This is a genomic window from Burkholderia ubonensis subsp. mesacidophila, from assembly GCF_002097715.1.
GTDB classification, from domain to species: Bacteria; Pseudomonadota; Gammaproteobacteria; order Burkholderiales; family Burkholderiaceae; genus Burkholderia; species Burkholderia mesacidophila.
In genome coordinates, this window is record NZ_CP020737.1 from 359,878 (window position 1) to 382,273 (window position 22,396).

20 protein-coding genes are annotated in these 22,396 nt (G+C 68.2%); 16 read left to right on the plus strand and 4 right to left on the minus strand.

What is annotated here, in order from left to right; all coding sequences use genetic code 11:
* The first annotated feature begins 74 nt into the window (after positions 1-74).
* Both cutA and dsbD read left to right on the plus strand, forming a co-directional pair.
* Positions 75-401 carry a divalent-cation tolerance protein CutA gene (gene cutA, locus B7P44_RS01735; RefSeq protein ID WP_084899916.1) on the plus strand — a complete coding sequence of 109 codons (327 nt, stop codon included), beginning with the start codon at positions 75-77 and terminating at the stop codon, positions 399-401.
* Positions 394-2,256 carry a protein-disulfide reductase DsbD gene (gene dsbD / locus B7P44_RS01740; protein WP_084899918.1) on the plus strand — a complete coding sequence of 621 codons (1,863 nt, stop codon included), beginning with the start codon at positions 394-396 and terminating at the stop codon, positions 2,254-2,256. The genes cutA and dsbD overlap by 8 nt, the downstream gene beginning before the upstream one ends.
* Positions 2,257-2,387: 131 nt before the next feature.
* Here dsbD and hemB read toward each other — a convergent pair whose 3' ends face one another.
* Together hemB and yihA are read right to left on the minus strand one after the other, a co-directional pair.
* The gene (gene hemB / locus B7P44_RS01745; RefSeq protein ID WP_084899921.1) at positions 2,388-3,386 is read right to left on the minus strand and encodes a porphobilinogen synthase; all 999 of its coding nucleotides are present in this window, start codon (positions 3,384-3,386) and stop codon (positions 2,388-2,390) included.
* Between the two features lie 251 nt (positions 3,387-3,637).
* A complete protein-coding gene (yihA, locus tag B7P44_RS01750; protein ID WP_084899923.1) occupies positions 3,638-4,297 on the minus strand; it encodes a ribosome biogenesis GTP-binding protein YihA/YsxC in 660 nt (219 codons plus the stop codon).
* 205 nt (positions 4,298-4,502) lie between these two features.
* Between yihA and B7P44_RS01755 the strand changes: the two genes are divergently transcribed.
* From B7P44_RS01755 to msrQ, 5 genes are all read left to right on the plus strand, one after another.
* Complete coding sequence (locus B7P44_RS01755) at positions 4,503-5,156, plus strand: c-type cytochrome (protein WP_084899926.1); 654 nt, start codon at positions 4,503-4,505, stop codon at positions 5,154-5,156.
* Positions 5,157-5,276: 120 nt separating this feature from the next.
* Positions 5,277-7,487: a cytochrome c biogenesis protein ResB gene (locus tag B7P44_RS01760; RefSeq protein ID WP_084899928.1), complete on the plus strand. Its 2,211-nt coding sequence runs from the start codon at positions 5,277-5,279 to the stop codon at positions 7,485-7,487.
* A 4-nt stretch (positions 7,488-7,491) separates the two neighbouring features.
* On the plus strand, positions 7,492-8,682 hold the full coding sequence (ccsB, locus tag B7P44_RS01765) for a c-type cytochrome biogenesis protein CcsB (RefSeq protein WP_084899931.1): 1,191 nt from the start codon (positions 7,492-7,494) through the stop codon (positions 8,680-8,682).
* Positions 8,683-8,838: 156 nt separating this feature from the next.
* Complete coding sequence (gene msrP, locus B7P44_RS01770) at positions 8,839-9,834, plus strand: protein-methionine-sulfoxide reductase catalytic subunit MsrP (RefSeq protein ID WP_084899933.1); 996 nt, start codon at positions 8,839-8,841, stop codon at positions 9,832-9,834.
* Positions 9,835-9,855: 21 nt separating this feature from the next.
* Complete coding sequence (gene msrQ / locus B7P44_RS01775; RefSeq protein ID WP_084899936.1) at positions 9,856-10,521, plus strand: protein-methionine-sulfoxide reductase heme-binding subunit MsrQ; 666 nt, start codon at positions 9,856-9,858, stop codon at positions 10,519-10,521.
* 103 nt (positions 10,522-10,624) lie between these two features.
* Here the strand turns inward: msrQ and lptM are convergent, their stop codons facing one another.
* Entirely contained in the window at positions 10,625-10,915 is a 291-nt protein-coding gene (lptM, locus tag B7P44_RS01780; RefSeq protein ID WP_084899937.1) for an LPS translocon maturation chaperone LptM, read from the minus strand.
* Positions 10,916-10,951: 36 nt separating this feature from the next.
* Here lptM and cyaY point away from each other — a divergent pair, with 36 nt between their 5' ends.
* Positions 10,952-11,278, plus strand: coding sequence for an iron donor protein CyaY (cyaY, locus tag B7P44_RS01785; protein ID WP_084899941.1), 327 nt, complete (start codon positions 10,952-10,954; stop codon positions 11,276-11,278).
* Positions 11,279-11,362: 84 nt separating this feature from the next.
* On the opposite strand, the gene B7P44_RS01790 is transcribed toward cyaY, so the two are convergent.
* A complete protein-coding gene (locus B7P44_RS01790; protein WP_088511397.1) occupies positions 11,363-13,750 on the minus strand; it encodes a penicillin-binding protein 1A in 2,388 nt (795 codons plus the stop codon).
* A gap of 224 nt (positions 13,751-13,974) precedes the next feature.
* On the opposite strand from B7P44_RS01790, the gene B7P44_RS01795 reads away from it, so the two are divergent.
* The 8 genes from B7P44_RS01795 (at position 13,975) to ugpB (ending at position 22,390) form a co-directional block, all read left to right on the plus strand.
* Positions 13,975-14,901 (plus strand): type IV pilus biogenesis protein PilM, encoded by a 927-nt coding sequence (locus B7P44_RS01795; protein WP_084899947.1) that lies wholly within the window; start codon positions 13,975-13,977, stop codon positions 14,899-14,901.
* Positions 14,898-15,551, plus strand: coding sequence for a fimbrial protein (locus tag B7P44_RS01800; protein WP_231716640.1), 654 nt, complete (start codon positions 14,898-14,900; stop codon positions 15,549-15,551). Before B7P44_RS01795 ends, B7P44_RS01800 begins: the two co-directional genes overlap by 4 nt.
* On the plus strand, positions 15,548-16,420 hold the full coding sequence (locus B7P44_RS01805; RefSeq protein ID WP_084899949.1) for a pilus assembly protein: 873 nt from the start codon (positions 15,548-15,550) through the stop codon (positions 16,418-16,420). The genes B7P44_RS01800 and B7P44_RS01805 overlap by 4 nt, the downstream gene beginning before the upstream one ends.
* A 5-nt stretch (positions 16,421-16,425) precedes the next feature.
* Complete coding sequence (locus B7P44_RS01810; RefSeq protein ID WP_407923996.1) at positions 16,426-18,042, plus strand: type IV pilus secretin PilQ; 1,617 nt, start codon at positions 16,426-16,428, stop codon at positions 18,040-18,042.
* 41 nt (positions 18,043-18,083) lie between these two features.
* On the plus strand, positions 18,084-18,638 hold the full coding sequence (locus B7P44_RS01815; RefSeq protein ID WP_084899955.1) for a shikimate kinase: 555 nt from the start codon (positions 18,084-18,086) through the stop codon (positions 18,636-18,638).
* The gene (aroB, locus tag B7P44_RS01820) at positions 18,635-19,714 is read left to right on the plus strand and encodes a 3-dehydroquinate synthase (RefSeq protein ID WP_084899958.1); all 1,080 of its coding nucleotides are present in this window, start codon (positions 18,635-18,637) and stop codon (positions 19,712-19,714) included. Before B7P44_RS01815 ends, aroB begins: the two co-directional genes overlap by 4 nt.
* Before the next feature lie 41 nt (positions 19,715-19,755).
* On the plus strand, positions 19,756-20,964 hold the full coding sequence (locus B7P44_RS01825; protein ID WP_084899961.1) for a deoxyguanosinetriphosphate triphosphohydrolase: 1,209 nt from the start codon (positions 19,756-19,758) through the stop codon (positions 20,962-20,964).
* Positions 20,965-21,055: 91 nt separating this feature from the next.
* Positions 21,056-22,390, plus strand: a complete 1,335-nt coding sequence (gene ugpB / locus B7P44_RS01830; protein ID WP_084899963.1) for a sn-glycerol-3-phosphate ABC transporter substrate-binding protein UgpB — start codon at positions 21,056-21,058, stop codon at positions 22,388-22,390.
* Positions 22,391-22,396: the final 6 nt, after the last annotated feature.

A 22,396-nucleotide genomic window follows, 5' to 3' on the forward strand; every position in this document is an offset into this window, starting at 1 on the left:
ATCGCGCAGGGTGCGCTACGATACGGGGCAAACAGCTGGTGAATGCGCCGGCGAATGAATCTGGAGGTGCGCGAATGGTCGTGGTGCTGATGCTGACGACGGTGCCGGATGCGGCGACCGCCGACGCGCTCGCCGACGGCGCGCTGTCCGAGCGGCTTGCCGCCTGCGTGTCGCGGCTCGGCGCGATCCAGTCGCGCTATCACTGGCAGGGCAAGGTCGAGACGGCCGAAGAAATCCAGCTGCTGTTCAAGACGAGCCCGGTGCGCTCGCTCGAGCTGGAACGCTTCATCCAGTCGAACCATCCTTACGACACGCCCGAAATCGTCTCCTGGCAAGCGGCGGCGGCGCCGAAGTACGGCCAGTGGGTGGCGGGCGAAACTCAACGTCTATTTCATGTTTAACGGTATGGCTCTTCGCGCGCGCATCCATGCGCTGCGGTTCCTCGCGCTGCTGCTGTCGCTCCTCGCGTTCACGCTGGGCGGCATGTCGCTCGCCCGGGCCGCCGACGATTTCCTCGATCCGTCGGTGGCGTTCAAGTTCAGCGCCAGCGAGTCGCCGGGCCAGGTCGACGTGCGCTTCAAGGTCGCGGACGGCTACTACCTGTATCGGGAGCGGTTCGCGTTCGCAGTCAAGAGCGGCCAGGCGACGCTCGGCGAACCGCAACTGCCCGCGGGCCATGTGAAGTTCGACCAGACGTTCCAGAAGAACGTCGAGACCTATCGCGGCGAAGTGGTGATCCACGTGCCGGTCAAGCAGGCAACCGGGCCGTTCGAGCTTGCGGTGACGTCACAGGGATGCGCGGACGAAGGGATCTGCTATCCGCCGGCGGAGCATGTCCTGAAGGTGAGCGGCGACGCGTTGGGCGCGGCGTCCCCGGCGACGACGGCCTCGCCGGCCGGCCGGGATGAGGCGACCGGCAGCTGGTTCGACAAGGTCACCAGTGCCGATTATGCGCAGTCGCTGCTCGAAGGCCAGGGCTTCTTCACGGTCGTCGCACTGTATTTCGTCGCGGGCGTCGTGCTGAGCCTCCTGCCCTGCTCCTATCCGATGATTCCTATCGTGTCGGCGATCATCATCGGCCAGGGCACGCGCGCGACGCACGCACGCGGCTTTGCGCTGTCGCTGACCTACGTGCTCGGCATGGCGCTCGTCTACACGGTGCTCGGGATCGCCGCCGCGCTGGTCGGGCAGAGTCTCGGGGCATGGCTGCAGAACCCGTGGGTGCTGGGCAGCTTCGGCGTGCTGCTGACGGCCTTCGCGGCCTCGCTGATTTCCGGCGTCGACATCGCGCTGCCGCAGCGCTGGCAGAACGGCGCCGCCAACGCGTCGAGCGGCCACAAGGGCGGCCATTTCGCAGCGGTCGCGGCAATGGGCGCGCTGTCTGCGCTCGTCGTCGGCGCCTGCATGACGGCGCCGCTGTTCGCGGTGCTTGCGTTCATCGCGCATACCGGCAACGCGCTGCTCGGCGGCGCGGCGCTGTTCGCGATGGGGCTGGGGCTCGGCGTGCCGCTGTTGATCGTCGGCGTCGGCGCGGGCACGTTGCTGCCGCGCGCGGGGACGTGGATGGACGGCGTGAAGGTGTTCTTCGGCATCGTTCTGCTCGCGGCCGCGCTGTGGATCGTCTGGCCGGTGCTCGGCGGGGCGTTCCGGATGATGCTGGCCGCGCTGTGGCTGCTCGTCGCGGCGGCCGCGCTCGGCCTGTTCTCGCCGCATGCGGGCACGCCATCGATCTGGCGGCGCCTCGGGCGCGGGCTCGGCGCGGCGCTGGCAATCTGGGCGGCCACGCTGCTCGTCGGTCTCGCCGCGGGATCGACCGATCCCGTCAAGCCGCTGGCGGTGCTTGCCGCGCGCACGACCGCGTCGGTGGCCGGCACGCCGGCAGCCGGCGCGCAGGAAGGGCCGGCCTTTGCGTCGGTGGGGTCGAATGGCGAGCTCGATGCGCTGCTGAGGACATCGGGCCAGCCCGTGATGCTCGATTTCTACGCCGACTGGTGCGTGAGCTGCAAGGAGATGGAGCATCTGACCTTCACCGACTCGCGCGTGCAGGCGCGGCTTGCGCAATTGCACCTGGTGCGCGCGGACGTCACCGCGAACAATCCGGACGATCAGGCGCTGCTGAAGCGCTTCAACCTGTTCGGCCCGCCCGGGATCATCTTCTTCGATCGCAACGGCAAGGAAATCGGGCGGGTGGTCGGCTATCAGGCCGCCGAGACGTTCCTGCGCAGCCTCGATCGAGCGGCGGTGCCGACGGTATAAGCGCCGTGACCTGCTGACGGCCGAGCATCTTGAGCACACAAAGGCGGCCCCGGCCCTCGGCCGGCCGGCAAGAAAAAACGGCGACGCACCGAAGTGCGTCGCCGTTTTGCTTTCCAGGCTCCGGCGCGGGATCAGCGCTGCGCCTTCAGCAGGCGCGCGGCATCGAGCGCGAAGTACGTCAGCACGCCGTCGGCGCCGGCGCGCTTGAACGCGAGCAGCGATTCGAGCACGACCTTGTCGTGATCGAGCCAGCCGTTCATCGCGGCGGCCTTCAGCATCGCGTATTCGCCGCTGACCTGGTACACGTAGGTCGGGAAGCGGAACTCGTCCTTCACGCGGCGCACGATGTCGAGGTACGGCATGCCGGGCTTCACCATCACCATGTCCGCGCCTTCCTCGATGTCGAGGCGCACTTCGCGCAGCGCTTCGTCGGTGTTCGCCGGGTCCATCTGGTAGGTCATTTTGTTGCTCTTGCCCAGATTCGTCGCCGAGCCGACCGCGTCGCGGAACGGGCCGTAGAACGCCGACGCGAACTTGGCCGAATAGGCCATGATCCGCGTGTGGATATGGCCTTCGCTTTCGAGCATCTCGCGGATCGCGCCGATGCGGCCGTCCATCATGTCCGACGGCGCGACGATGTCGACGCCGGCCTCGGCCTGCGCGCGCGCCTGTTCGATCAGGATTTCGACGGTGTCGTCGTTGATCACGTAGCCGTTTTCGTCGAGCACGCCGTCCTGGCCGTGGCTCGTATATGGGTCGAGCGCGACGTCGGTCAGCACGCCGAGCTCGGGGAAGCGCTTCTTCAGCTCACGCACCGCGCGCGGGATCAGGCCCTCGGGATTGGCCGCCTCGCGGCCGTCGGGCGTCTTCAGCGACGGCTCGATGGCCGGGAACAGCGACAGCACGGGCACGCCCAGTTCGACGCACTGCTCGGCAACCTGCATCAGCAGGTCGACGGACACGCGCTCGACGCCGGGCATCGACGGCACCGGCTGGCGCTCGTTCGTGCCTTCGACGACGAAGACCGGGTAGATCAGGTCGTCGGTGGTCAGGCGGTTTTCGCGCATCATGCGGCGGGAGAAGTCGTCGCGGCGCATCCGGCGCGGACGATGAAGCGGATGGAAGCTCATGGCGATTTGGCAGAAATCAGGGCAATAAGGGCCTTACGGAACCCTTAGGTTATTTTCTGGATCGTTGGTATATGATAGCGATCGAGCGTCACGCCTCGCGTGATGCTCCCCGCTTCTCCTCCCTGAGCGGGTGCCTGTCGTTATTCGATTAGGCTGTTTAACCCGCCGCTAAACGGCGGGTTTTTTTATGAGCCGGCCGAAACGCAGGCGCCGTCAGGTGCGCACGGCCGGGCCGGCCGCGCGTTGCCCGGTCATTGTGCTACAGGCTCGCTTTTTTCGTCGGCGACGGACGGCCGCACCCAGCTCTCGATCAGCGCATGGGCCTCGTCGAGCCCCGTGCGCTTGAGCGCCGAGAACAGCTGGACCGTCAGCTTGCCTTCGACGCCGGCATCCCGATACGCATCGAGCCCTTTCTGCGTGGTCCGCAGCGCATTGATGCTCTCCTGGCGCGTCAATTTGTCGCACTTCGTCAGCAGCGTGTGGATCGGCTTGCCGGTCGGCGTGAACCACTCGATCATCCGGCGGTCGAGGTCGGTCAGCGGGCGGCGCGAATCCATCATCAGGATCAGCCCGCAGAGCTGCGAGCGGGTTGCGAGGTAGGTCGACAGCAGCATTTCCCAGTGCGCCTTCGCGGCGCCGGGCACTTCCGCGTAGCCGTAGCCGGGCAGGTCGACGAGGTTCGCGACGGGCTCGGCCGCCGGGCCGACCGAGAAGTAGTTGATGTGCTGCGTGCGGCCGGGCGTCTTCGACGCGAATGCAAGCCGCTTCTGGTTGCACAGGACGTTGATCGCGGTCGATTTGCCGGCATTCGAGCGGCCTGCGAACGCAACTTCCGGCTGCACCGTCGGCGGCAGGTCGCGCAAGTGGTTGACGGTCGTATAGAAGCGGGCTTGATGGAGCAGAAAGGCCATGGGATCGGGGACGGACGGGCGGCGCGAGCCGCTTGGTGGAGGCGGGGTAGCCCCGATAGGCGCGGGGGCTTTCAGCGCGATATTGTACAATACGACGGTTTTACCGAAGGCCCCGGGCGCCCCGCCTCGCGCGCTTCTGCGGTAGACTGATCGCCGTCGTTTATTGCAGAACCTCAATTCCCACAAGACGAAACAGGGTGTGCGAATGAATCGACTGTGCAAGTCTCTGATGGTGCTTCAGGTTGCAGCAGGGTTCGTAGGTTTCGTAGCAGAGGCAAGGGCGGCGGATGCGGCAAAGCCGGATCTGGATCGTGGCAAGGCGATCGCGGCGCAAGTCTGCGCATCGTGTCACGGCGCCGACGGCAACAGCGCGTCGGGCAGTTTTCCGAAGCTCGCCGGCCAGCATCCCGAATATCTGGTCAAGCAGTTGAACGATTTCAAGGCGCAGCCGGGCGCGAAGGGGCCGGTGCGTAATAACGCCGTGATGGTCGGGTTCGCGGGCGCGCTGAGCGCGGACGACATGCGCAACGTCGCGGCGTATTACGGCTCGCAGGCGGCCAAGCCCGGCACCGCGCACGTCGCGGCTACCGTGCCGCTCGGCCAGAAGATCTACCGCGGCGGCATCGCGGAGAAGGGTGTGCCCGCGTGTGCGAGCTGCCACGGGCCGACGGGGCAGGGGCTGCCGATCCAGTATCCGCGTCTGTCGGGCCAGTGGTCGGATTACACCGTCGCCCAGTTGATGGCGTTCCAGCAGGGCGCTGGCGCCCGTAACAACAACGAAGCGATGCATCAGATCGCGTCGCGCCTGTCGGACAGCGAGGTCAAGGCCGTCGCGGATTACATCGCCGGCCTGCACTGAGCGACGGCCGCGAAAGAATGACCGGGCGCCCGCAGGGCGGCCGGAGTCAAAACAAGAAAAGGGTGGGGCGCCGTATCGTAGCGGCCGCCTTGCCCTTTTTTGTTGTCAGTCGGAGTTTGAATGAGCGTTACCACGTCGGGGTTGCAGTCGAAGTCGGGCCAGGGCGCAACGAAGCGCGCAGTCGAGCTGTTGAGCTCGATGCGCTTCGCGATCGCGCTGCTCGTGGTGCTGTCGATCGCGAGCATCGTCGGTACCGTCCTGACCCAGGACGATCCGTATCCGAACTACGTGAACCAGTTCGGGCCGTTCTGGGCCGACATCTTCCGCTCGCTCGGCCTGTACAACGTGTACAGCGCGTGGTGGTTCATGCTGATCCTGATCTTCCTCGTCGTGTCGATCTCGCTGTGCGTGATCCGCAACGCGCCGAAGATGCTCAAGGACGCGAAAAGCTGGAAGGACAAGGTGCGCGAAGGCAGCCTGCGCGCGTTCCACCACAAGGCTGAATATGCAGCGACCGGCACGCGCGCACAGGTGAGCGCGACGCTCGCCGCGTTCGTCACGAAAGCCGGCTACAAGCACGTCGTGCGCGAGAGCGACGGCGCGACGCTGGTCTCCGCGAAGCGCGGCGCGATGACGAAGTGGGGCTACATCTCCGCGCACGTCGCGATCGTCGTGATCTGTGTCGGCGGCCTGCTCGACAGCAACCTGCCGATCAAATTCCAGATGTGGATGTTCGGCAAGAGCCCCGTCAACACGAGCGCGACGATCAGCGAGATCTCGCCCGACCATCGCCTGTCGGCGTCGAACCCGACGTTCCGCGGCTACGCATGGGTGCCGGAAGGCCAGTTCGTGTCGACCGCGATCCTCAACCAGCCGAACGGCTCGCTGATCCAGGACCTGCCGTTCTCGATCCAGCTCAACAAGTTCATCGTCGACTACTACACGACCGGGATGCCGAAGCTGTTCGCGAGCGACATCGTCGTGATCGATCGCGCGACCGGGCAGAAGATTCCGGCGCGCGTCGAGGTCAACAAGCCGTTCACCTACAAGGGCGTGTCGATCTACCAGTCGAGCTTCCAGGACGGCGGCTCGCAGATGCAGATGACCGCGTACCCGATGACGGGCGCCGCGGCGAAGACGTTCCCGGTGCAGGGCACGATCGGCAGCTCGGCGCCGCTGCAGATGCCGGGCGCCGACGGCGAGACGATCGAATTCTCCGATTTCCGCGCGATCAACGTCGAGAACATGGCCGACGCGAACGGCAAGCCGGACGTGCGCGGCGTCGCGAAGACCACGACGCTCAAGGAAGCGTTCGACGAGCGGCTCGGTTCGGGCGCGAAGTCGTCGAAGCCGATGCAACTGCACAACATCGGCCCGTCGGTGCAGTACAAAGTCCGCGGCAAGGACGGCCAGGCGCGCGAGTTCAACAACTACATGCTGCCGGTCGACATGGGCGGCGAGCGCGTGTTCCTCGCCGGCGTGCGCGCGAGCCCGAACGATCCGTTCCGCTACATGCGGATTCCGGCGGACGGCCAGGATTCGATCGGCGAATGGATGCGCCTGCGCGCGGCGCTCGAAGACCCGGCGGTCCGCACGGAGGCCGCCGCGCGCTTCGCGCAGCGTTCGCTGCCGGACAGCGAAGCGGCGCTGCGCGGCCGACTGCAGGACAGCGCGTCGAAGGTGCTGACCCTGTTTGCGGCCAGCGACGACAGCGCCGGGCGCGGGATCGACGGCCAGCCGCTGGGCGGGTTCCAGGCGGTCGCGACGTTCATCGACCGGTCGGTGCCGAAGGCCGAGCAGGAGAAGGCGGCCGGCCTGCTGCTGCGGATGCTCGAAGGCGCGATGTGGGAGGTCTGGCAGATCGCGCGCGAGCGCGCCGGCGAGCGGCCCGCGCAGCAGGGCGCGGAGTCGATCCGGTTCGTGCAGAACGCGATCAACGCGCTGTCCGACAGTTTCCTGTACGGCGCGCCGGTCTACCTGCAACTCGATTCGTTCAAGCAGGTGCAAGCTTCGGTATTTCAGCTGACGCGCGCGCCCGGCAAGAATCTGGTGTATCTTGGCAGCCTGCTGCTCGTCGCCGGCATCTTCTCGATGTTCTACGTGCGCGAGCGGCGCCTCTGGTTCTGGCTCAAGGACGCCGGCTCCGGCGTCGATGTGGTGATGGCGATGTCCACGGCCCGCAAGACCTTCGATTTCGAGAAAGAATTCGTGCAGACGCGCGACGCGGCAGGCGCCGCCTTGCGCGCCGCACCTCGCGATGCCGCGCCCGCCGGTGCGGCATCGGCTTCCCGCCCGCCGGCCGGCGGCGGTTCCGAGGATTCCACCCGGTAACATCATGGATCTCACTCAAGTTTCCCCCACCCGTGAGGCGTCGGCCCAGGCCCCGATTCCGGCGCCACTGTTCGACGACCGTCCGTTCCTGCTGCGCCTGTCGCCGCTCGACTGGCTGTTCGCGTTGGCGCTGGTGCTCGGCGCAGGCTATGCGTTCGTGCACTACAACGCGCACATGGACTACTACGACAAGGCCGTGCTGATCGGCGCCGTCCCGGCGCTCGTCACGCTCGGCTGGCGCTGGAAGCCGGCCCGGCTGCTGATGGCGTCGATCGCGGTGCTCGCGCTGCTGTCGATCCAGATCTACCAGGGCGACCTGGCGCGCGCGGATGCGGCGTTCTTCCTCAAGTACTTCCTGTCGAGCCAGTCGGCGATCCTGTGGATGAGCGCGCTGTTCGTGCTCGCGACGGTGTTCTACTGGATCGGCACGCTCGCGCGCTCGGCGTCGGCCGCCGCGATCGGCCAGAAGCTCACCTGGGTCGCGGTGCTGATGGGCTTCACCGGGATGATGGTGCGCTGGTACGAGTCGTACCTGATCGGCGCCGACGTCGGCCATATCCCGGTGTCGAACCTGTATGAAGTGTTCGTGCTGTTCAGCCTGATCACCGCGCTGCTCTACCTGTACTACGAAGGCCACTACGGCACGCGCGCGCTGGGCGCATTCGTGCTGCTGGTCATCAGCGCGGCGGTCGGCTTCCTGATGTGGTACTCGATCGCGCGCGACGCGCAGCAGATCCAGCCGCTCGTGCCCGCGCTGCAGAGCTGGTGGATGAAGATCCACGTGCCGGCGAACTTCATCGGCTACGGCAGCTTCGCGCTGTCGGCGATGGTGTCGGTCGCGTACCTGATGAAGGAGCGTGGCGTGCTCGCCGACCGCCTGCCGGCGCTCGAGGTGCTCGACGACGTGATGTACAAGTCGATCGCGGTCGGCTTCGCGTTCTTCACGATCGCGACGATCCTCGGTGCGCTGTGGGCAGCCGAGGCGTGGGGCGGCTACTGGAGCTGGGACCCGAAGGAGACCTGGGCGCTGATCGTGTGGCTGAACTACGCGGCGTGGCTGCACATGCGCCTGATGAAGGGCCTGCGCGGCACGGCCGCCGCATGGTGGGCGCTGACGGGCCTGCTCGTCACGACGTTCGCGTTCCTTGGCGTCAACATGTTCCTGTCCGGGCTGCACAGCTACGGCAAGCTGTAAGATTCCCGACGCTCGTCCGACCAAAGACCGCCGGCGCACTGCGTGCCCGGCGGTTTTCTTTTGTAACGGGCGGGCGATCCGGGCGCCGAACCGCGCATGATGGGCCGGGTCGAACGCGCATGGCGTGCACGATGCGCACGCAGGAGGAGCAGCACGATGTGGATCAAACGGCCTTTCCGGAACGCGTTGAGCGGTGACGACATTCCGCGCAGCGAGATTACGCCGCGCGCGGTATTCGACAACCGCCGGCGCCTGCTGCAGGCAGCCGGCCTCGCGGCGGCAGGCACCATGCTGGGCGGCGGCGGCGCGGCGTTTGCCGCGTACGCGTCGCCCGACGCGCGTGCGGCGAAACTGGCGGCGAAAGCCAATCCGAAATTCGCCGTGGCCGACAAGGCGACGCCGTTCAAGGACGTCACGTCCTACAACAACTTCTACGAATTCGGCACCGACAAGGGCGATCCGGCCCGCAACGCCGGCACGCTGCGCCCTCGTCCGTGGCGCGTCAGCGTCGAGGGTGAGGTGCAGCATCCGAAGGTGTTCGATCTCGACGAGCTGCTGAAGCTCGCGCCGCTCGAGGAGCGCGTCTACCGGCTGCGCTGCGTCGAAGGCTGGTCGATGGTGATCCCGTGGATCGGCGTGCCGCTTGCGGAGCTGATCAAGCGCGTGCAGCCGACCGGAAACGCGAAATACGTGCAGTTCGTCACGCTCGCCGACCCGTCGCAGATGCCGGGCCTGTCGACGCCGATCCTCGAGTGGCCGTATTCGGAAGGCCTGCGGATGGACGAGGCGATGAATCCGCTGACGCTGCTGACGATGGGCGTCTACGGGCAGGTGCTGCCGAACCAGAACGGCGCGCCGGTGCGGGTCGTCGTGCCGTGGAAGTACGGCTTCAAGAGCGCGAAGTCGCTGGTGAAGATCCGCTTCGTCGACAAGCAGCCGCCGACCAGCTGGAACACCTACGCGCCGAACGAGTACGGCTTCTATTCGAACGTGAATCCGAACGTCGACCATCCGCGCTGGAGCCAGGCAACCGAGCGGCGCATCGGCGACGACGGCTTCTTCACGCCGAAGCGCAAGACGCTGATGTTCAACGGCTATGGCGAGTTCGTCGCGTCGATGTATCAGGGCATGGACCTGAAGAAGTTCTTCTGACGCGCACCGATGAGAAACGACATGCCCGCTTCGACGCTCGCGCCGGCGCGCGCCGCCGCGCCCCGGCCGGACAAGGCCCGGGGCGCCTCGCCGCGCTGGCTCGCTCCCGCCAAGGTGCTGGCCTTCGCGGCCGGCCTGTATCCGTTCGCACGGCTCGTGCTGTTCGGCCTGACCGACCGGCTCGGCGCGAATCCGGTCGAATTCGTCACGCGCTCGACCGGCCTGTGGACGCTCGTGATGCTGTGCATCACGCTCGGCGTCACCCCGCTGCGGCGGATGACCGGCGTTCCCGCGCTGCTGCGTTTTCGCCGCATGCTTGGCCTGTTCGCGTTCTTCTACGCGACGCTGCACTTCACGACCTATGTCTGGTTCGACAAGTGGTTCGACCTGGCCGAGATCCTGAAGGACATCGGCAAGCGGCCGTTCATCACCGTTGGCTTCGCCGCGTTCGTGCTGCTGATCCCGCTCGCCGCGACGTCGCCGCGCGCGATGGTGCGCCGGCTCGGGCGGCACTGGGCGACGCTGCATCGCGCGATCTACGCGATCGTGCCGTTCGGCGTGCTGCACTTCTGGTGGATGAAGGCCGGCAAGCACGATCTCGCGCAGCCGAAGCTGTATGCGGCGATCGTCGTGGCGCTGCTCGGCTGGCGACTGGCTGCGTGGGGTTGGCGGCGCGTGCGGGGCTGACGCGCCGCGAATCGCGACGCACCAACAACAAAGGCGATGACCGCGTGGTCATCGCCTTGTTTGCCGTCGTTGCGCGGTTGCGGGCGGTTGCTGCTTCGCCGCGTTACTGCGGGCTGGCCGAGCCGGATGCGGGAGCTGGTGCAACGGCGCTGGCGCCACCCGACAGCTCGGGCGACAGCGTGAGCGGCGTGCCGGACGTATCGGGCATGCTCTCGGACGACGAGGCGGTTTCGTCGGTCGGCTTGACGTCCGACGGCGGCGTGTCCCGCTGCTGGTCGACCGGTTTCGGCGGCAGCGGCGGCACGGTGGGCAAATAGAGCGGACCGCTTTGACCGCAGCCTGCAAGAATTGCCAAAGCCGCTACAATCGCGCTCATCCGGAAAACGACTCGCATGATCGTCCCTGAACAATTGAACCGATAGAGTTTAGCATGTCCGATACCGAATACCTGACCCGCGCCGAGGCCGTGCTGGCGGCCGTCGAGCGCACCGTGGACGCCGCGAACGACGGCGATCACGACATCGATCTCGAGCGCAACGGCAGCGTCCTGACGCTGACGTTCGAGAACGGCTCGAAGATCATCGTCAACCTGCAGCCGCCGATGAAGGAAGTGTGGATCGCCGCGAAGGCGGGCGGTTTCCATTACCGCTACGTCGACGGCGCGTGGCGCGACACGCGCTCCGGCACGGAGTTCTACGCGGCGCTCAGCGACTACGCGACCCAGCAGGCCGGGATGCCGATCACGTTCAGCGCCTGAGCGTTCGCGCGGGAGCGCGCCAAACGTCGTACCAAACAAAAAGCGGCCCGAGGGCCGCTTTTTTGCTGATGTCCGCGTGAAAGGTCAGTGGCCGCGGAACAGGTTCATGATGTCCTGCTTCTCCTGCTCGTCGACGTGCGGCGCCTCTTCCTCCGTGTCCTGCGCGACCGGCGCCTGCGGCACGCCGACCGTCGACACGAAGCCGTGCCCCGGCGTGAAATCGGCGAAATACAGCTCGCTGCCGAGCGTCTCGACCCCGTCCGGCATCGTCGGCTTGAATTCGGGCACGCCCTTGAGCGCCGCGCCCATGTAGTCGATCCACACGGGCAACGAGAGGCCGCCGCCGGTTTCGCGGTCGCCGAGGCTGCGCGGGTTGTCGTAGCCGATCCACGCGATCGCGGCGAGCGAGTGCTGGTAGCCGGCGAACCACGCGTCGTGCGAGTCGTTCGTGGTGCCGGTCTTGCCCGCGAGATCGGTGCGCTTCAGGACGTTCGACTTCGCGCCGGTGCCGCGCTGCGCGACGCTCTGCAGCAGGCTGTTCATCACGTAGGCGTTGCGCGCGTCGATCGCGCGCGGCGCGTTCTGCTCGGCGATGAGCGGCTGCGCGCGCGCGACGACGGCGCCGTTCGGATCGGTCACCTCGGCGATCAGGTACGGATTGACGCGGAAGCCGCCGTTCGCGAACACCGAGTACGCGCCCGCCATCTGTAGCGGCGTGACGAGGCCGGCGCCCAGCGCCATCGGCAGATAGGCCGGGTGGCGGTCGGCGTCGAAGCCGAAGCGGGTGATGTATTGCTGCGCGTACTTCGTGCCGATGTGATTGAGGATCCGGATCGACACGAGGTTGCGGGAGCGCTGCAGCGCGGTGCGCATCGACATCGGACCATCGAAGCCGCCGCCGTAGTTCTTCGGCTCCCACGGCTGGCCGCCCGTTTCCGCGGCGCTGAAGTACAGCGGGCCGTCGTTGATGATCGTCGCCGGCCCGAGCCCCTTGTCGAGCGACGCGGAGTAGATGAACGGCTTGAACGACGAGCCCGGCTGCCGCCACGCCTGCGTGACGTGGTTGAACTTGTTCTTGTTGTAGTCGAAGCCGCCGACGAGCGAGCGGATCGCGCCGTCCTGCGGGACGATCGAGATGAACGCGCCTTCGATCTGCGGCAGTTGCGTGATCGCCCACGCGCCGGCGTCGTTCTTCACGACGCGGACGATCGCGCCCGGACGAATGCGCCGGTTCGGCTGCGCATTGGCCGACAGCGCGCCCGCGGCGAAGCGCAGATTGTCGCCTTCGATCGTCGCGTTGCTGCCGTCGATGAACGCGACGGTGATCTGGCGCGGGCCGGCGGCGGTCACGACCGCCGCGATCAGCTCGCCGTTGTCCGGATGCTCGAGCAGCGCGTCGTCGATCGCCTGTTCGCGATCGTCGGCGCCGGCCGGCAACTCGATGAAGCCCTCCGGCCCGCGATAGCCGTGGCGGCGCTCGTAATCCATGATCCCCTTGCGCAGCGCGCCGTAGGCGACCTGCTGATCGGCGGAATCGATCGTCGTGACGACGTTGAAGCCGCGCGTGTACGTCTCTTCGCGATACTGCGCGTACATCATCTGCCGCACCATTTCGGCGACGTACTCGGCGTGCACGCTGAATTCGCGGCCCGCGCCCTTGACGACGAGCGGCTGCGCGATCGCCTCGTCGTACTGCCCGCGCGAGATGAAGTTCAGCTCGAGCATCCGCTGCAGGATGTATTCCTGGCGCACCTTCGCGCGCTTCGGATTGACGACCGGGTTGTACGCGGACGGCGCCTTCGGCAGGCCCGCCAGCATCGCGGCTTCCGCGAGCGAGATGTCCTTCAGGTCCTTGCCGAAGTAGACCCGCGCGGCGCTCGCGAAGCCGTACGCGCGCTGGCCGAGATAGATCTGATTCATGTAGACCTCGAGAATCTGATCCTTCGTCAGCGCGCGCTCGATACGGTATGCGAGCAGCATCTCGTAGATCTTGCGCGTGTAGGTCTTCTCGCTGGACAGGAAGAAGTTGCGCGCGACCTGCATCGTGATCGTGCTCGCGCCCTGCGTCGCGTGGCCGTTCGTCAGTGCGACGATGCCCGCGCGGAAGATCCCGGTGAGGTCGACTCCGCCGTGGTCGTAGAAGCGCGCGTCCTCGATCGCGAGGATCGCCTTCTTCAGCGAGTCGGGGACGTCCTTGAAGTGGACGATGTCGCGGCGTTCCTCGCCGAATTCGCCGATCAGCACGTGATCGGACGTATAGATGCGCAGCGGAACCTTCGGACGATAGTCCGTCAGCGCGTCGAGCGACGGCATGTTCGGCGACGCGACGACGAGCGCATAGCCGAGCACGAGCCCGCCGCACAGGACGAGCGCCACGCACACCGTAACGAGGCCGATCAGGATCTTCAGCCACCAGGGGCGTTTCTTCGGCTCCGGGGCGGGGGGCGGGGACGTAGGGGACGTGGATTGCATAGGCATACCGGGAAACAGTCCCGCGATTATAGCTGGCCGGTATGACCGGTCCTGACGGGTGAGCACCCCTCGTGCGGCCGCGGGGCGCCGCCCTTCCAGCATAGCGCGCCGGCGCACGCGTTTCGCGGTGTTGGCCGTTCGGCCGACTGCCGGCCGCGCATGCCGCTCGCCAGAATGGGAGCCTGGGATTGCGGCAGGGGCCGCAGCGATGGCGGGAGGCTGGAATGGGCGGACGATGGACGGTGCGATTCGCGATGGGCAGGCGCACGGCGACAGGGATCGACGTCGCCGCGGGCGACGTGAGGGTGGCGGTGCTGAGCCGGCGCAGGCGCGGCGCGGACGTGCGGGTCGAAGGGCTCGAGACGGAGCCGCACGGGCTGTCCGACGGGTCCGACGAGGTTCGCTGGGCGGCGGTCGGGCGCGCGCTGTCCGCGGCCGTGTCGCGCCTGGCGGCGCGCGGGGTGCGGTGCGACGCGCGCGGCGTGATGGCGCTGCGGGACGACGAGATGCGCACGGCGACGCTCGACCTGGCCGGGCGCGACGACATTCCCGACGCTGCCCGCCAGGCCGCGGAACGCATCTCCGGGCTGGCGCCGGACAGTCTCGCGTTCGACTGGCGGCAAGACGGCGGTGCGCGGCCCGGCGAGATCGCCATCGCCGCCGCGCCGCAGGCCGTGCTGCAGCGGCGGGTCGACGCGGCTGCCGTGGCCGGCGTCGATTTGACGGCAATCGACGGCGAGTCGATCGCGGCGCTGCGGGCGCTGCGTTTTGCCGCGCTGCGCGAGCCGGACGCGCGCGAGCCCTGCTTCGCGCTCTGGTTCGGCGACGCGGGCGTGCGCGGCTGGTGGCTGGAGGGCGGGGCGGCCGTGTCGCAGTTCACGTTTCCGGATCGCGCGCATGCCGCGCTGCCCGACGCGTTGCGCGCGCTGGTGCGCCGGCCGGCCCGCTGTGCGCTCGTCGGCGGCGACGAGCGCTGTTTCGCGCGGTTCGACACGTCCATCGCGGAGATCGGCGACCTGCTCGGCGCGAGCGCGATGCCGTTCGAGTGCGCGCGTTGGGGCGGCGAAGCGTCCGCAACGCAGGCCGGTGCGCCTGGCGGGCCGGCCTTTGCGGTTGCCTTCGGGCTCGCGCTGCGCGGAGTGTGGGAATGAGCGCGCCGACCGTATTTCCGGGGGCACCGCAGAAGCCGGCGGCCGCGCTCGCGTGGCTCGACCTTGACGGATTCAACCTGCTGCCATACCGCGACCGCCTCGCGCGGGCCATGCGTCGACGCCGGGCCGCGCAATGCGGCGCGGCGATCCTGCTCGGCATCCTGGGCGTCGTCGCATGGACAGGTGGCGAAGCGTGGCTGCGCATGCGAACCGACGCCGAACGCGCTGTCGTCGAGGCGCGGCTGTCGACGCAACAGCCCGAGGTGGACGCGGCGGCGCGCGCTGCGCGGATGGCCACCGCCGCCGCGCGGCGCGACGCGCAGGCTGTGGAACTGGCGGCGCCTTACCGGCAGGCCACCGAGCTGCTCGCGTTGGCGGCGCGGGTTCGCGACGACGGCATCCGGCTGGAAGCGTTGCGCACGACGGCGTCCGGCGCGGTGCTCGACGCAAGGGCCGCGAGTTATCGGGCGGCGGCGCGTTGGCTCGACCGCATCGCGCGCGAACAGCACGGGTGGCGCGTCGACGTCGATGCGCTGAAGCCGGCCCCGGCGGAGCCTGCGGGCGCGACGCGGATGCCGTTCCGGTTCTCGGTGCAACTGCGTTGGCACGACGGACCGTTGCACGACGCCAGGCAGGAGGAGCGGACATGACGGCGCTTGCGTATCGATTCGGGAGCAGCGACGGCGGGAGAAACGGCGCGACGCGGCGCGCGCTGCCGGTTGCGTCGCACGTCGCAGGCTGCGTGCTCGCATTCGGCGCGGTGCTGGCGGGCGGCGTCCATCTCTCAACCGCCGCGGACTGGAGCGGCCTCGCCCGCAGCCGCGCATCGCTGGATGCCGCCACGGCGCGCGCCGCCGCGGCCGAGCGTGCACTGGCGCAGGCCGCGACGCATCGCGCGGCGCCTGCGAAGACGGATGACGACCGCGGTGAGCCGGCGGCGCCCGGCTGGCCGGCGCTGATGCTCGAACTGGCCGAGCTCGCCGCGTCGAGCGGGCTGCGGGTCGTCTCGTTCGAGCCGCAGGCCGGACCGGGCGCTCGGCAGGAGGTGCGGCGCACGGTGCGCATCGTCGCGGATGGCGGCTTTCCGGCGCTGCGGCGGATGGTGGGCGGGCTGGCGACGTTGCCGGTGCTGGTCGTGCCGGCGGCGATAAGCGTCGAGCGCGATGGGCGGGCGGCGCGCATCGGGCTGTCGCTCGACGTATTTTCCGCCATGCCGCGCGGCCGCGCGGCATACGGGGACCGACCGATCGCCGCGGCTTCGCAGGACGCGGATCCGTTCGGTAGCGGGGATGAGCGGGGAACGGGCGACGCGTTGCCGTCCCGCCTCGCCGGCGTGATGCGGGACGCACGCACCGGCCTCGCCCTGTTCGACGACGGCGCCGGGGCCATTACCGCGGTGGCGGCCGGCGAGGCGGTAGGGGCGATGCGCGTGGTGCGGGTCGAAGCGGACGCGGTGATGCTGGCGACGACGAACGGGCCGCGCAGGATGGGGCTCGACGACGAGGGCGCGCAATGGTGAGAAGCATGTTGCGCGCGACAGTCGTCTGGATGGGGATATACGCAGCCGCGGCGTCGGGCGCATTGCCGCCGCTGCCGCGCGTGTGGCCGGCCGCGGCGGGGCGCGCCGATGTGCCGGACGTGCCGCTGCCGCAAGGCGCCTTCGCCGGCATGGAGCACGCGCCGCTGCCGGCCGAGCTGCCAATGGGGCTGGAGCCGGCGCCGCGCGCCGCGCCCGCGACGATCGAAGCGACGGCGCCAGTGCTGGAAGGCCCGCCGATCCCGTTGCCGCCGCCGGTGCGCATGAGCGACGCCGCGCGCCGACCCGGCGATGCGGACGACGACCGGCGGATCTCGCTGAACTTGCACGGCGTCAGCCTGGCCGCCGCGTTCGACGCGTTTGCCCGGTTCACGGGGCTCAACATCATCGTCAGCGAGCAGGTGCGCGGCACGGTATCGCTCCGTCTGAACCATGTCCGCTGGCGGAACGCGTTCGACACGCTGCTCGACACGCACGGGCTCGCGATGTCGCGGCGCGACAACGTGATCTGGATCACGCCCGCGGTGGAGCTGGCCGCCCGCGAGCGCGAACGCTTCGAGGCGCACGCGCGGGCTGCGGATCTCGAGCCGCTCGCCAGCCGCACCTTCGTGCTCCACTATCCGCGTGCGCAGGACGTGCAGCGGCTCCTGAGCGGCGCGGCGGGGCAGCGCCTGCTGTCGAAGCGCGGGGCGGCGGCGGCCGACGCGCGCACGAACCAGCTGTTCGTCACCGATCTCGCGCCGCGCATCGCGCAGATTGCGGGGCTGATCGACGCGATCGACCGGCCGTCGAGGCAGGTCCGGATCGAGGCGCGCATCGTCGAGGGCGAGCAGGGCTTTTCGCGCAACCTCGGCGCCCGCCTCGCTTTGCGCGCGCAGGAGCGGGCGGCGGCGGCGGCCGATGGCGCCGCCTTTGCCGCGGGGACGCGCAACGCGCTCGACCTAGCCGCACGGCCGCTCGGCGGCTTCGAAGCGGCCACGGCCGGCTTCACGCTGTTCGCCGCGCCGCTGAGCCGCGTGCTCGACGTCGAGCTGAGTGCGCTCGAGGCGCAAGGTCGGGGACAGATCGTGTCGAGTCCGCGCGTGGTGACGGCCGATCGTGCGAAGGCCATCGTCGAGCAGGGCGCCGAGCTGCCTTACCAGGCGAAGGTCGGCAACGGCATGAGCGGCGTGCAATTCCGCCGGGCGACGCTGAAGCTCGAGGTCGAACCGCAGATCACGCCGGACGGGCGCGTCGTGCTCGACCTCGACGTCACGAAGGACAGCGTCGGCGAGCCGACCGCGGCCGGCCCGGCGATCCATACGAAGCACGTGCAGACCCGCGTCGAGGTGGAGGACGGCGGGACGGTCGCGATCGGCGGGATTTACGAGCAGCTGCGCCGGGACGATGTGACGCGGGTGCCGCTCTTGGGCAAAATACCGGTTCTGGGTGCACTGTTTCGGCATCGCGCGCAGCGCGACCAGCGCAGTGAGCTGGTCGTCTTCATCACCCCGACGGTGGTCGGCGCGCGTTGCGACGCGGCCGGCGGCGGCGAGCCGGCGGCCGGCGAAACCGGCCCGGACGCCGCTGGCCCAGGCTCGACAAGGCAGCCGCTTTGCCAGTAAGCTGCGCCACACACCAGCAAGATTGAAGCAGAGGAAAGCCGTTGCAAGCGCGGGATCCACACGCAAACGTATTTTTCGTCGGCCTTATGGGAGCGGGTAAGACCACCGTGGGCCGCGCGGTCGCGCGCCGGCTCGACAGGGCGTTCTTCGACTCCGACCACGAGATCGAGGCGCGGACGGGCGCACGCATTCCGGTGATCTTCGAGATGGAAGGCGAAGCCGGGTTTCGCGACCGTGAAGCGCAGATGATCGCCGAGCTCACGCAGCGCGAGAACATCGTGCTCGCGACGGGCGGCGGCGCGATCCTGCGCCCCGAAAACCGCGAATGCCTCAAATCCCACGGCATCGTCGTCTACCTGCGCGCCAATCCGCACGATCTGTGGCTGCGCACGCGCAAGGACAAGAACCGGCCGCTGCTGCAGACGGAAGATCCGAAAGCGCGTCTCGAAGCGCTCTACGAAGTGCGCGATCCGCTGTATCGGGAATGCGCGGATTTCGTCATCGAAACCGGCCGCCCGTCGGTCAACGGCCTCGTCAACATGGTGCTGATGCAACTCGAAATGGCGGGCGTCGTCGCCAAGCCTATACAAGCATGATTACTGTCAACGTCGATCTGGGCGACCGCGCCTATCCGATTCATATTGGCGCCGGCCTGATCGCCCGCACCGAATTGTTCGCGCCCCACATCAAGGGCTCGTCCGTCACAATCGTCACGAACACGACGGTCGATCCGCTGTACGGCGACGCGCTGCGCGCCGCGCTCGCGCCGCTCGGCAAGCGCGTGTCGACGGTCGTGCTGCCGGACGGCGAGGCGTACAAGAACTGGGAAACGCTGAACCTGATCTTCGACGGCTTGCTGACCGAACGGGCGGACCGCAAGACCACGCTCGTCGCGCTCGGCGGCGGCGTGATCGGCGACATGACGGGCTTCGCGGCCGCGTGCTACATGCGCGGCGTGCCGTTCATCCAGGTGCCGACGACACTGCTGTCGCAGGTCGACTCGTCGGTCGGCGGCAAGACCGGCATCAATCACCCGCTCGGCAAGAACATGATCGGCGCGTTCTACCAGCCGCAGGCGGTAATCGCGGACATCGGCGCGCTGACGACGCTGCCCGACCGCGAACTGGCGGCGGGCATCGCCGAGATCATCAAGACCGGCGCGATTGCCGACACCGCGTTCTTCGACTGGATCGAGGCGAACATCGATGCATTGAACCGTCGCGAGCCCGGCGCACTCGCCGAAGCCGTCAAGCGCTCGTGCGAGATCAAGGCGAGCGTGGTCGCGGCGGACGAACGCGAAGGCGGCCTGCGCGCGATCCTCAACTTCGGCCACACGTTCGGCCATGCGATCGAAGCCGGGCTCGGCTACGGCGAGTGGCTGCACGGCGAGGCGGTCGGCTGCGGGATGGTGATGGCGGGCGACCTGTCGGTGCGGCTCGGCCTGCTGGACGAAGCGTCGCGGCAGCGCCTCGACGCGGTAATCGCGGCCGCGCACCTGCCGACCCGCGCGCCGGCGCTCGGCGACGCACGCTACATGGACCTGATGCGCGTCGACAAGAAGGCGGAAGCCGGCGCGATCAAGTTCATCCTGCTGAAGCGCTTCGGCGATACGCTGATCACGCCGGCGCCCGACGAAGCGGTGTTCGCTACACTGGCGGCGACGACCCGGTAACTGCGGCCCGGATGCCCCGGCGCCCCTGAGATGGAGGAGACGTGAGCGAGACATCCAGCAGCAAACTGCCCCAGGCCAGCCGCGCATCCGCCGCGCCGGTGGCCGAGCCGCCGACGCTGGCGGCGCTGGAAGCGCATCTCGCTCCGTATGCCGCGCACGCATCGCAGTCGCGCGGACGGCGCCACCCGGAACCGCCGCCGGCGGCGCGCACCGAATTCCAGCGCGACCGCGACCGCATCGTCCACTCGACCGCGTTCCGCCGGCTCGAATACAAAACCCAGGTCTTCGTCAATCACGAAGGCGACCTGTTCCGCACCCGCCTCACGCACAGTCTCGAAGTCGCGCAGATCGCGCGCTCGGTCGCGCGCAACCTGCGGCTGAACGAGGATCTCGTCGAGGCGATCTCGCTCGCGCACGACCTCGGCCATACGCCGTTCGGCCATGCGGGGCAGGACGCGCTCAACGCGTGCATGCGCGAGCACGGCGGCTTCGAGCACAACCTGCAGAGTCTCGCCGTCGTCGACGAGCTCGAGGAGCACTATGGCGCGTTCAACGGCCTGAATCTCTGCTTCGAGACGCGCGAGGGCATCCTCAAGCACTGCTCGCGCGAGAACGCGCGCAAGCTCGGCGCGCTCGGCGAGCGGTTCCTGCACGGGCGCCAGCCGTCGCTCGAGGCGCAGCTCGCGAACATCGCCGACGAGATCGCGTACAACAACCACGACGTCGACGACGGCCTGCGCTCCGGGCTCGTCACGATCGAGCAGCTCGCGGAAGTCGAGCTCTGGCAGCGCCACCACGACGAGGCGCTCGCCGAATTCCCGCAGCTCGAAGGCCGGCGTCTCGTGCACGAGACGGTGCGCCGCATCATCAACACGCTGATCGTCGACCTGATCGACGAGACCACGCGCAATCTCGCACGCATCGCGCCGGCGTCGCTCGACGATGTGCGCGCGGCGGCGCCGATCGTCGCGCACAGCGAAGCGGTCGCCGCGCAGGCGGCGGCGCTCAAGCGCTTCCTGTTCAAGAACCTGTACCGCCATTACAAGGTCATGCGGATGGCGAACAAGGCGCAGCGCGTCGTCACCGGCCTGTTCGAAGCGTTCCTCGACGATCCGCGCCTGCTGCCGCCGCCTTACCAGTCGGATGAACCGGCGAAGCAGCCGCGCCTCGTCGCCCACTACATCGCCGGCATGACCGATCGATTCGCGCTGAAGGAATACCAGCGGCTGTTCGTCGTCAGCGACAACTAACTGTCACAATCGATCACTAGACTTCGCCGGTTCGCTGGCAACGGGAAAGCCGTACATGCGGTTGGTATCGTTTTCATAGGAGAAGAGGTCGATGAAGAAGAAGCCCGTAGGGACGCTGGTTCGCTCGCTCGTGGTCGGGGGCGCGCTGATGGCCGGCGCGCAGCACGCAGCATTCGCGGCGACGGAAATCCAGTTCTGGCATGCGATGGAAGCCGCGCTCGGCGAGCGGGTCAACGACATCGCCGCGCAGTTCAACGCGTCGCAAAGCGACTACAAGATCGTGCCGGTCTTCAAGGGCACCTACGACCAGGCGCTCGCGGCGGGCATCGCCGCGTACCGCAGCGGCAACGCGCCGGCGATCCTCCAGGTCTACGAAGTCGGCACCGCGACGATGATGCAGGCGAAGAAGGCGGTGGTGCCCGTCCACGACGTGTTCAAGCAGGCCGGCGTGCCGCTCGACGAAAAGGCGTTCGTGCCGACCATCGCGAGCTACTACAGCGACGCGAAGACGGGCCATCTGGTGTCGATGCCGTTCAATAGCTCGACGCCGGTGCTGTACTACAACAAGGACGCGTTCAAGAAGGCCGGGCTCGACCCGAACCAGCCGCCGAAGACGTGGGATGAGATCAAGGCCGATGCGGAGAAGCTGCGCAAGTCGGGCATGGCGTGCGGCTACACGACCGGCTGGCAGGGCTGGATCCAGCTCGAGAACTACAGCGCGTGGCATGGCCTGCCGTTCGCGAGCCGCAACAACGGCTTCGACGGCACCGACGCGGTGCTCGAGTTCAACAAGCCGCAGCAGGTCGCGCACATCCAGTTCCTGCAGCAGATGGCGAAGGACGGCACGTTCTCGTACGCGGGCCGCAAGGACGAGGCGTCGTCGAAGTTCTACAGCGGCGACTGCGGGATCATGACGACGTCGTCGGGGGCGCTCGCGACGCTGCACAAGTTCGCGAAGTTCGATTTCGGCACCGGCATGATGCCGTACGACGCGAACGTGAAGGGCGCGCCTCAGAACGCGATCATCGGCGGTGCGAGCCTGTGGGTGCTGGCGGGCAAGGACCCGGCGACCTACAAGGGCGTCGCGAAATTCCTCGCGTACCTGAGCTCGCCGGCCGTTGCCGCGAAGTGGCACCAGGACACGGGCTACCTGCCGGTCACGACGGCCGCGTACGACCTGACGCGCCAGCAGGGCTTCTACGCGAAGAACCCGAGTGCGGAAACCGCGATCAAGCAGATGATGAACAAGCCGCCGCTGCCGTACACGAAGGGGCTGCGGCTCGGCAACATGCCGCAGATCCGCACCATCGTCGACGAGGAGTTCGAGCAGGTCTGGGCGCAGAAGAAGGCGCCGAAGGACGCGCTCGATTCCGCGGCCACCCGCGGCGACGAGCTGCTGCGCCGCTTCGAGAAGTCGGGCAGCTGAGCGCGC

Excerpts from the sequence above, each read along its gene's own strand:
- cutA (WP_084899916.1), top strand. The coding sequence starts at position 75 with ATGGTCGTGGTGCTGATGCTGACGACGGTGCCGGATGCGGCGACCGCC.
- dsbD (WP_084899918.1), top strand. The coding sequence starts at position 394 with ATGTTTAACGGTATGGCTCTTCGCGCGCGCATCCATGCGCTGCGGTTC.
- hemB (WP_084899921.1), bottom strand. The coding sequence starts at position 3,386 with ATGAGCTTCCATCCGCTTCATCGTCCGCGCCGGATGCGCCGCGACGAC.
- yihA (WP_084899923.1), bottom strand. The coding sequence starts at position 4,297 with ATGGCCTTTCTGCTCCATCAAGCCCGCTTCTATACGACCGTCAACCAC.
- B7P44_RS01755 (WP_084899926.1), top strand. The coding sequence starts at position 4,503 with ATGAATCGACTGTGCAAGTCTCTGATGGTGCTTCAGGTTGCAGCAGGG.
- B7P44_RS01760 (WP_084899928.1), top strand. The coding sequence starts at position 5,277 with ATGAGCGTTACCACGTCGGGGTTGCAGTCGAAGTCGGGCCAGGGCGCA.
- ccsB (WP_084899931.1), top strand. The coding sequence starts at position 7,492 with ATGGATCTCACTCAAGTTTCCCCCACCCGTGAGGCGTCGGCCCAGGCC.
- msrP (WP_084899933.1), top strand. The coding sequence starts at position 8,839 with ATGTGGATCAAACGGCCTTTCCGGAACGCGTTGAGCGGTGACGACATT.
- msrQ (WP_084899936.1), top strand. The coding sequence starts at position 9,856 with ATGCCCGCTTCGACGCTCGCGCCGGCGCGCGCCGCCGCGCCCCGGCCG.
- lptM (WP_084899937.1), bottom strand. The coding sequence starts at position 10,915 with ATGCGAGTCGTTTTCCGGATGAGCGCGATTGTAGCGGCTTTGGCAATT.
- cyaY (WP_084899941.1), top strand. The coding sequence starts at position 10,952 with ATGTCCGATACCGAATACCTGACCCGCGCCGAGGCCGTGCTGGCGGCC.
- B7P44_RS01790 (WP_088511397.1), bottom strand. The coding sequence starts at position 13,750 with ATGCAATCCACGTCCCCTACGTCCCCGCCCCCCGCCCCGGAGCCGAAG.
- B7P44_RS01795 (WP_084899947.1), top strand. The coding sequence starts at position 13,975 with ATGGGCGGACGATGGACGGTGCGATTCGCGATGGGCAGGCGCACGGCG.
- B7P44_RS01800 (WP_231716640.1), top strand. The coding sequence starts at position 14,898 with ATGAGCGCGCCGACCGTATTTCCGGGGGCACCGCAGAAGCCGGCGGCC.
- B7P44_RS01805 (WP_084899949.1), top strand. The coding sequence starts at position 15,548 with ATGACGGCGCTTGCGTATCGATTCGGGAGCAGCGACGGCGGGAGAAAC.
- B7P44_RS01810 (WP_407923996.1), top strand. The coding sequence starts at position 16,426 with ATGTTGCGCGCGACAGTCGTCTGGATGGGGATATACGCAGCCGCGGCG.
- aroB (WP_084899958.1), top strand. The coding sequence starts at position 18,635 with ATGATTACTGTCAACGTCGATCTGGGCGACCGCGCCTATCCGATTCAT.
- ugpB (WP_084899963.1), top strand. The coding sequence starts at position 21,056 with ATGAAGAAGAAGCCCGTAGGGACGCTGGTTCGCTCGCTCGTGGTCGGG.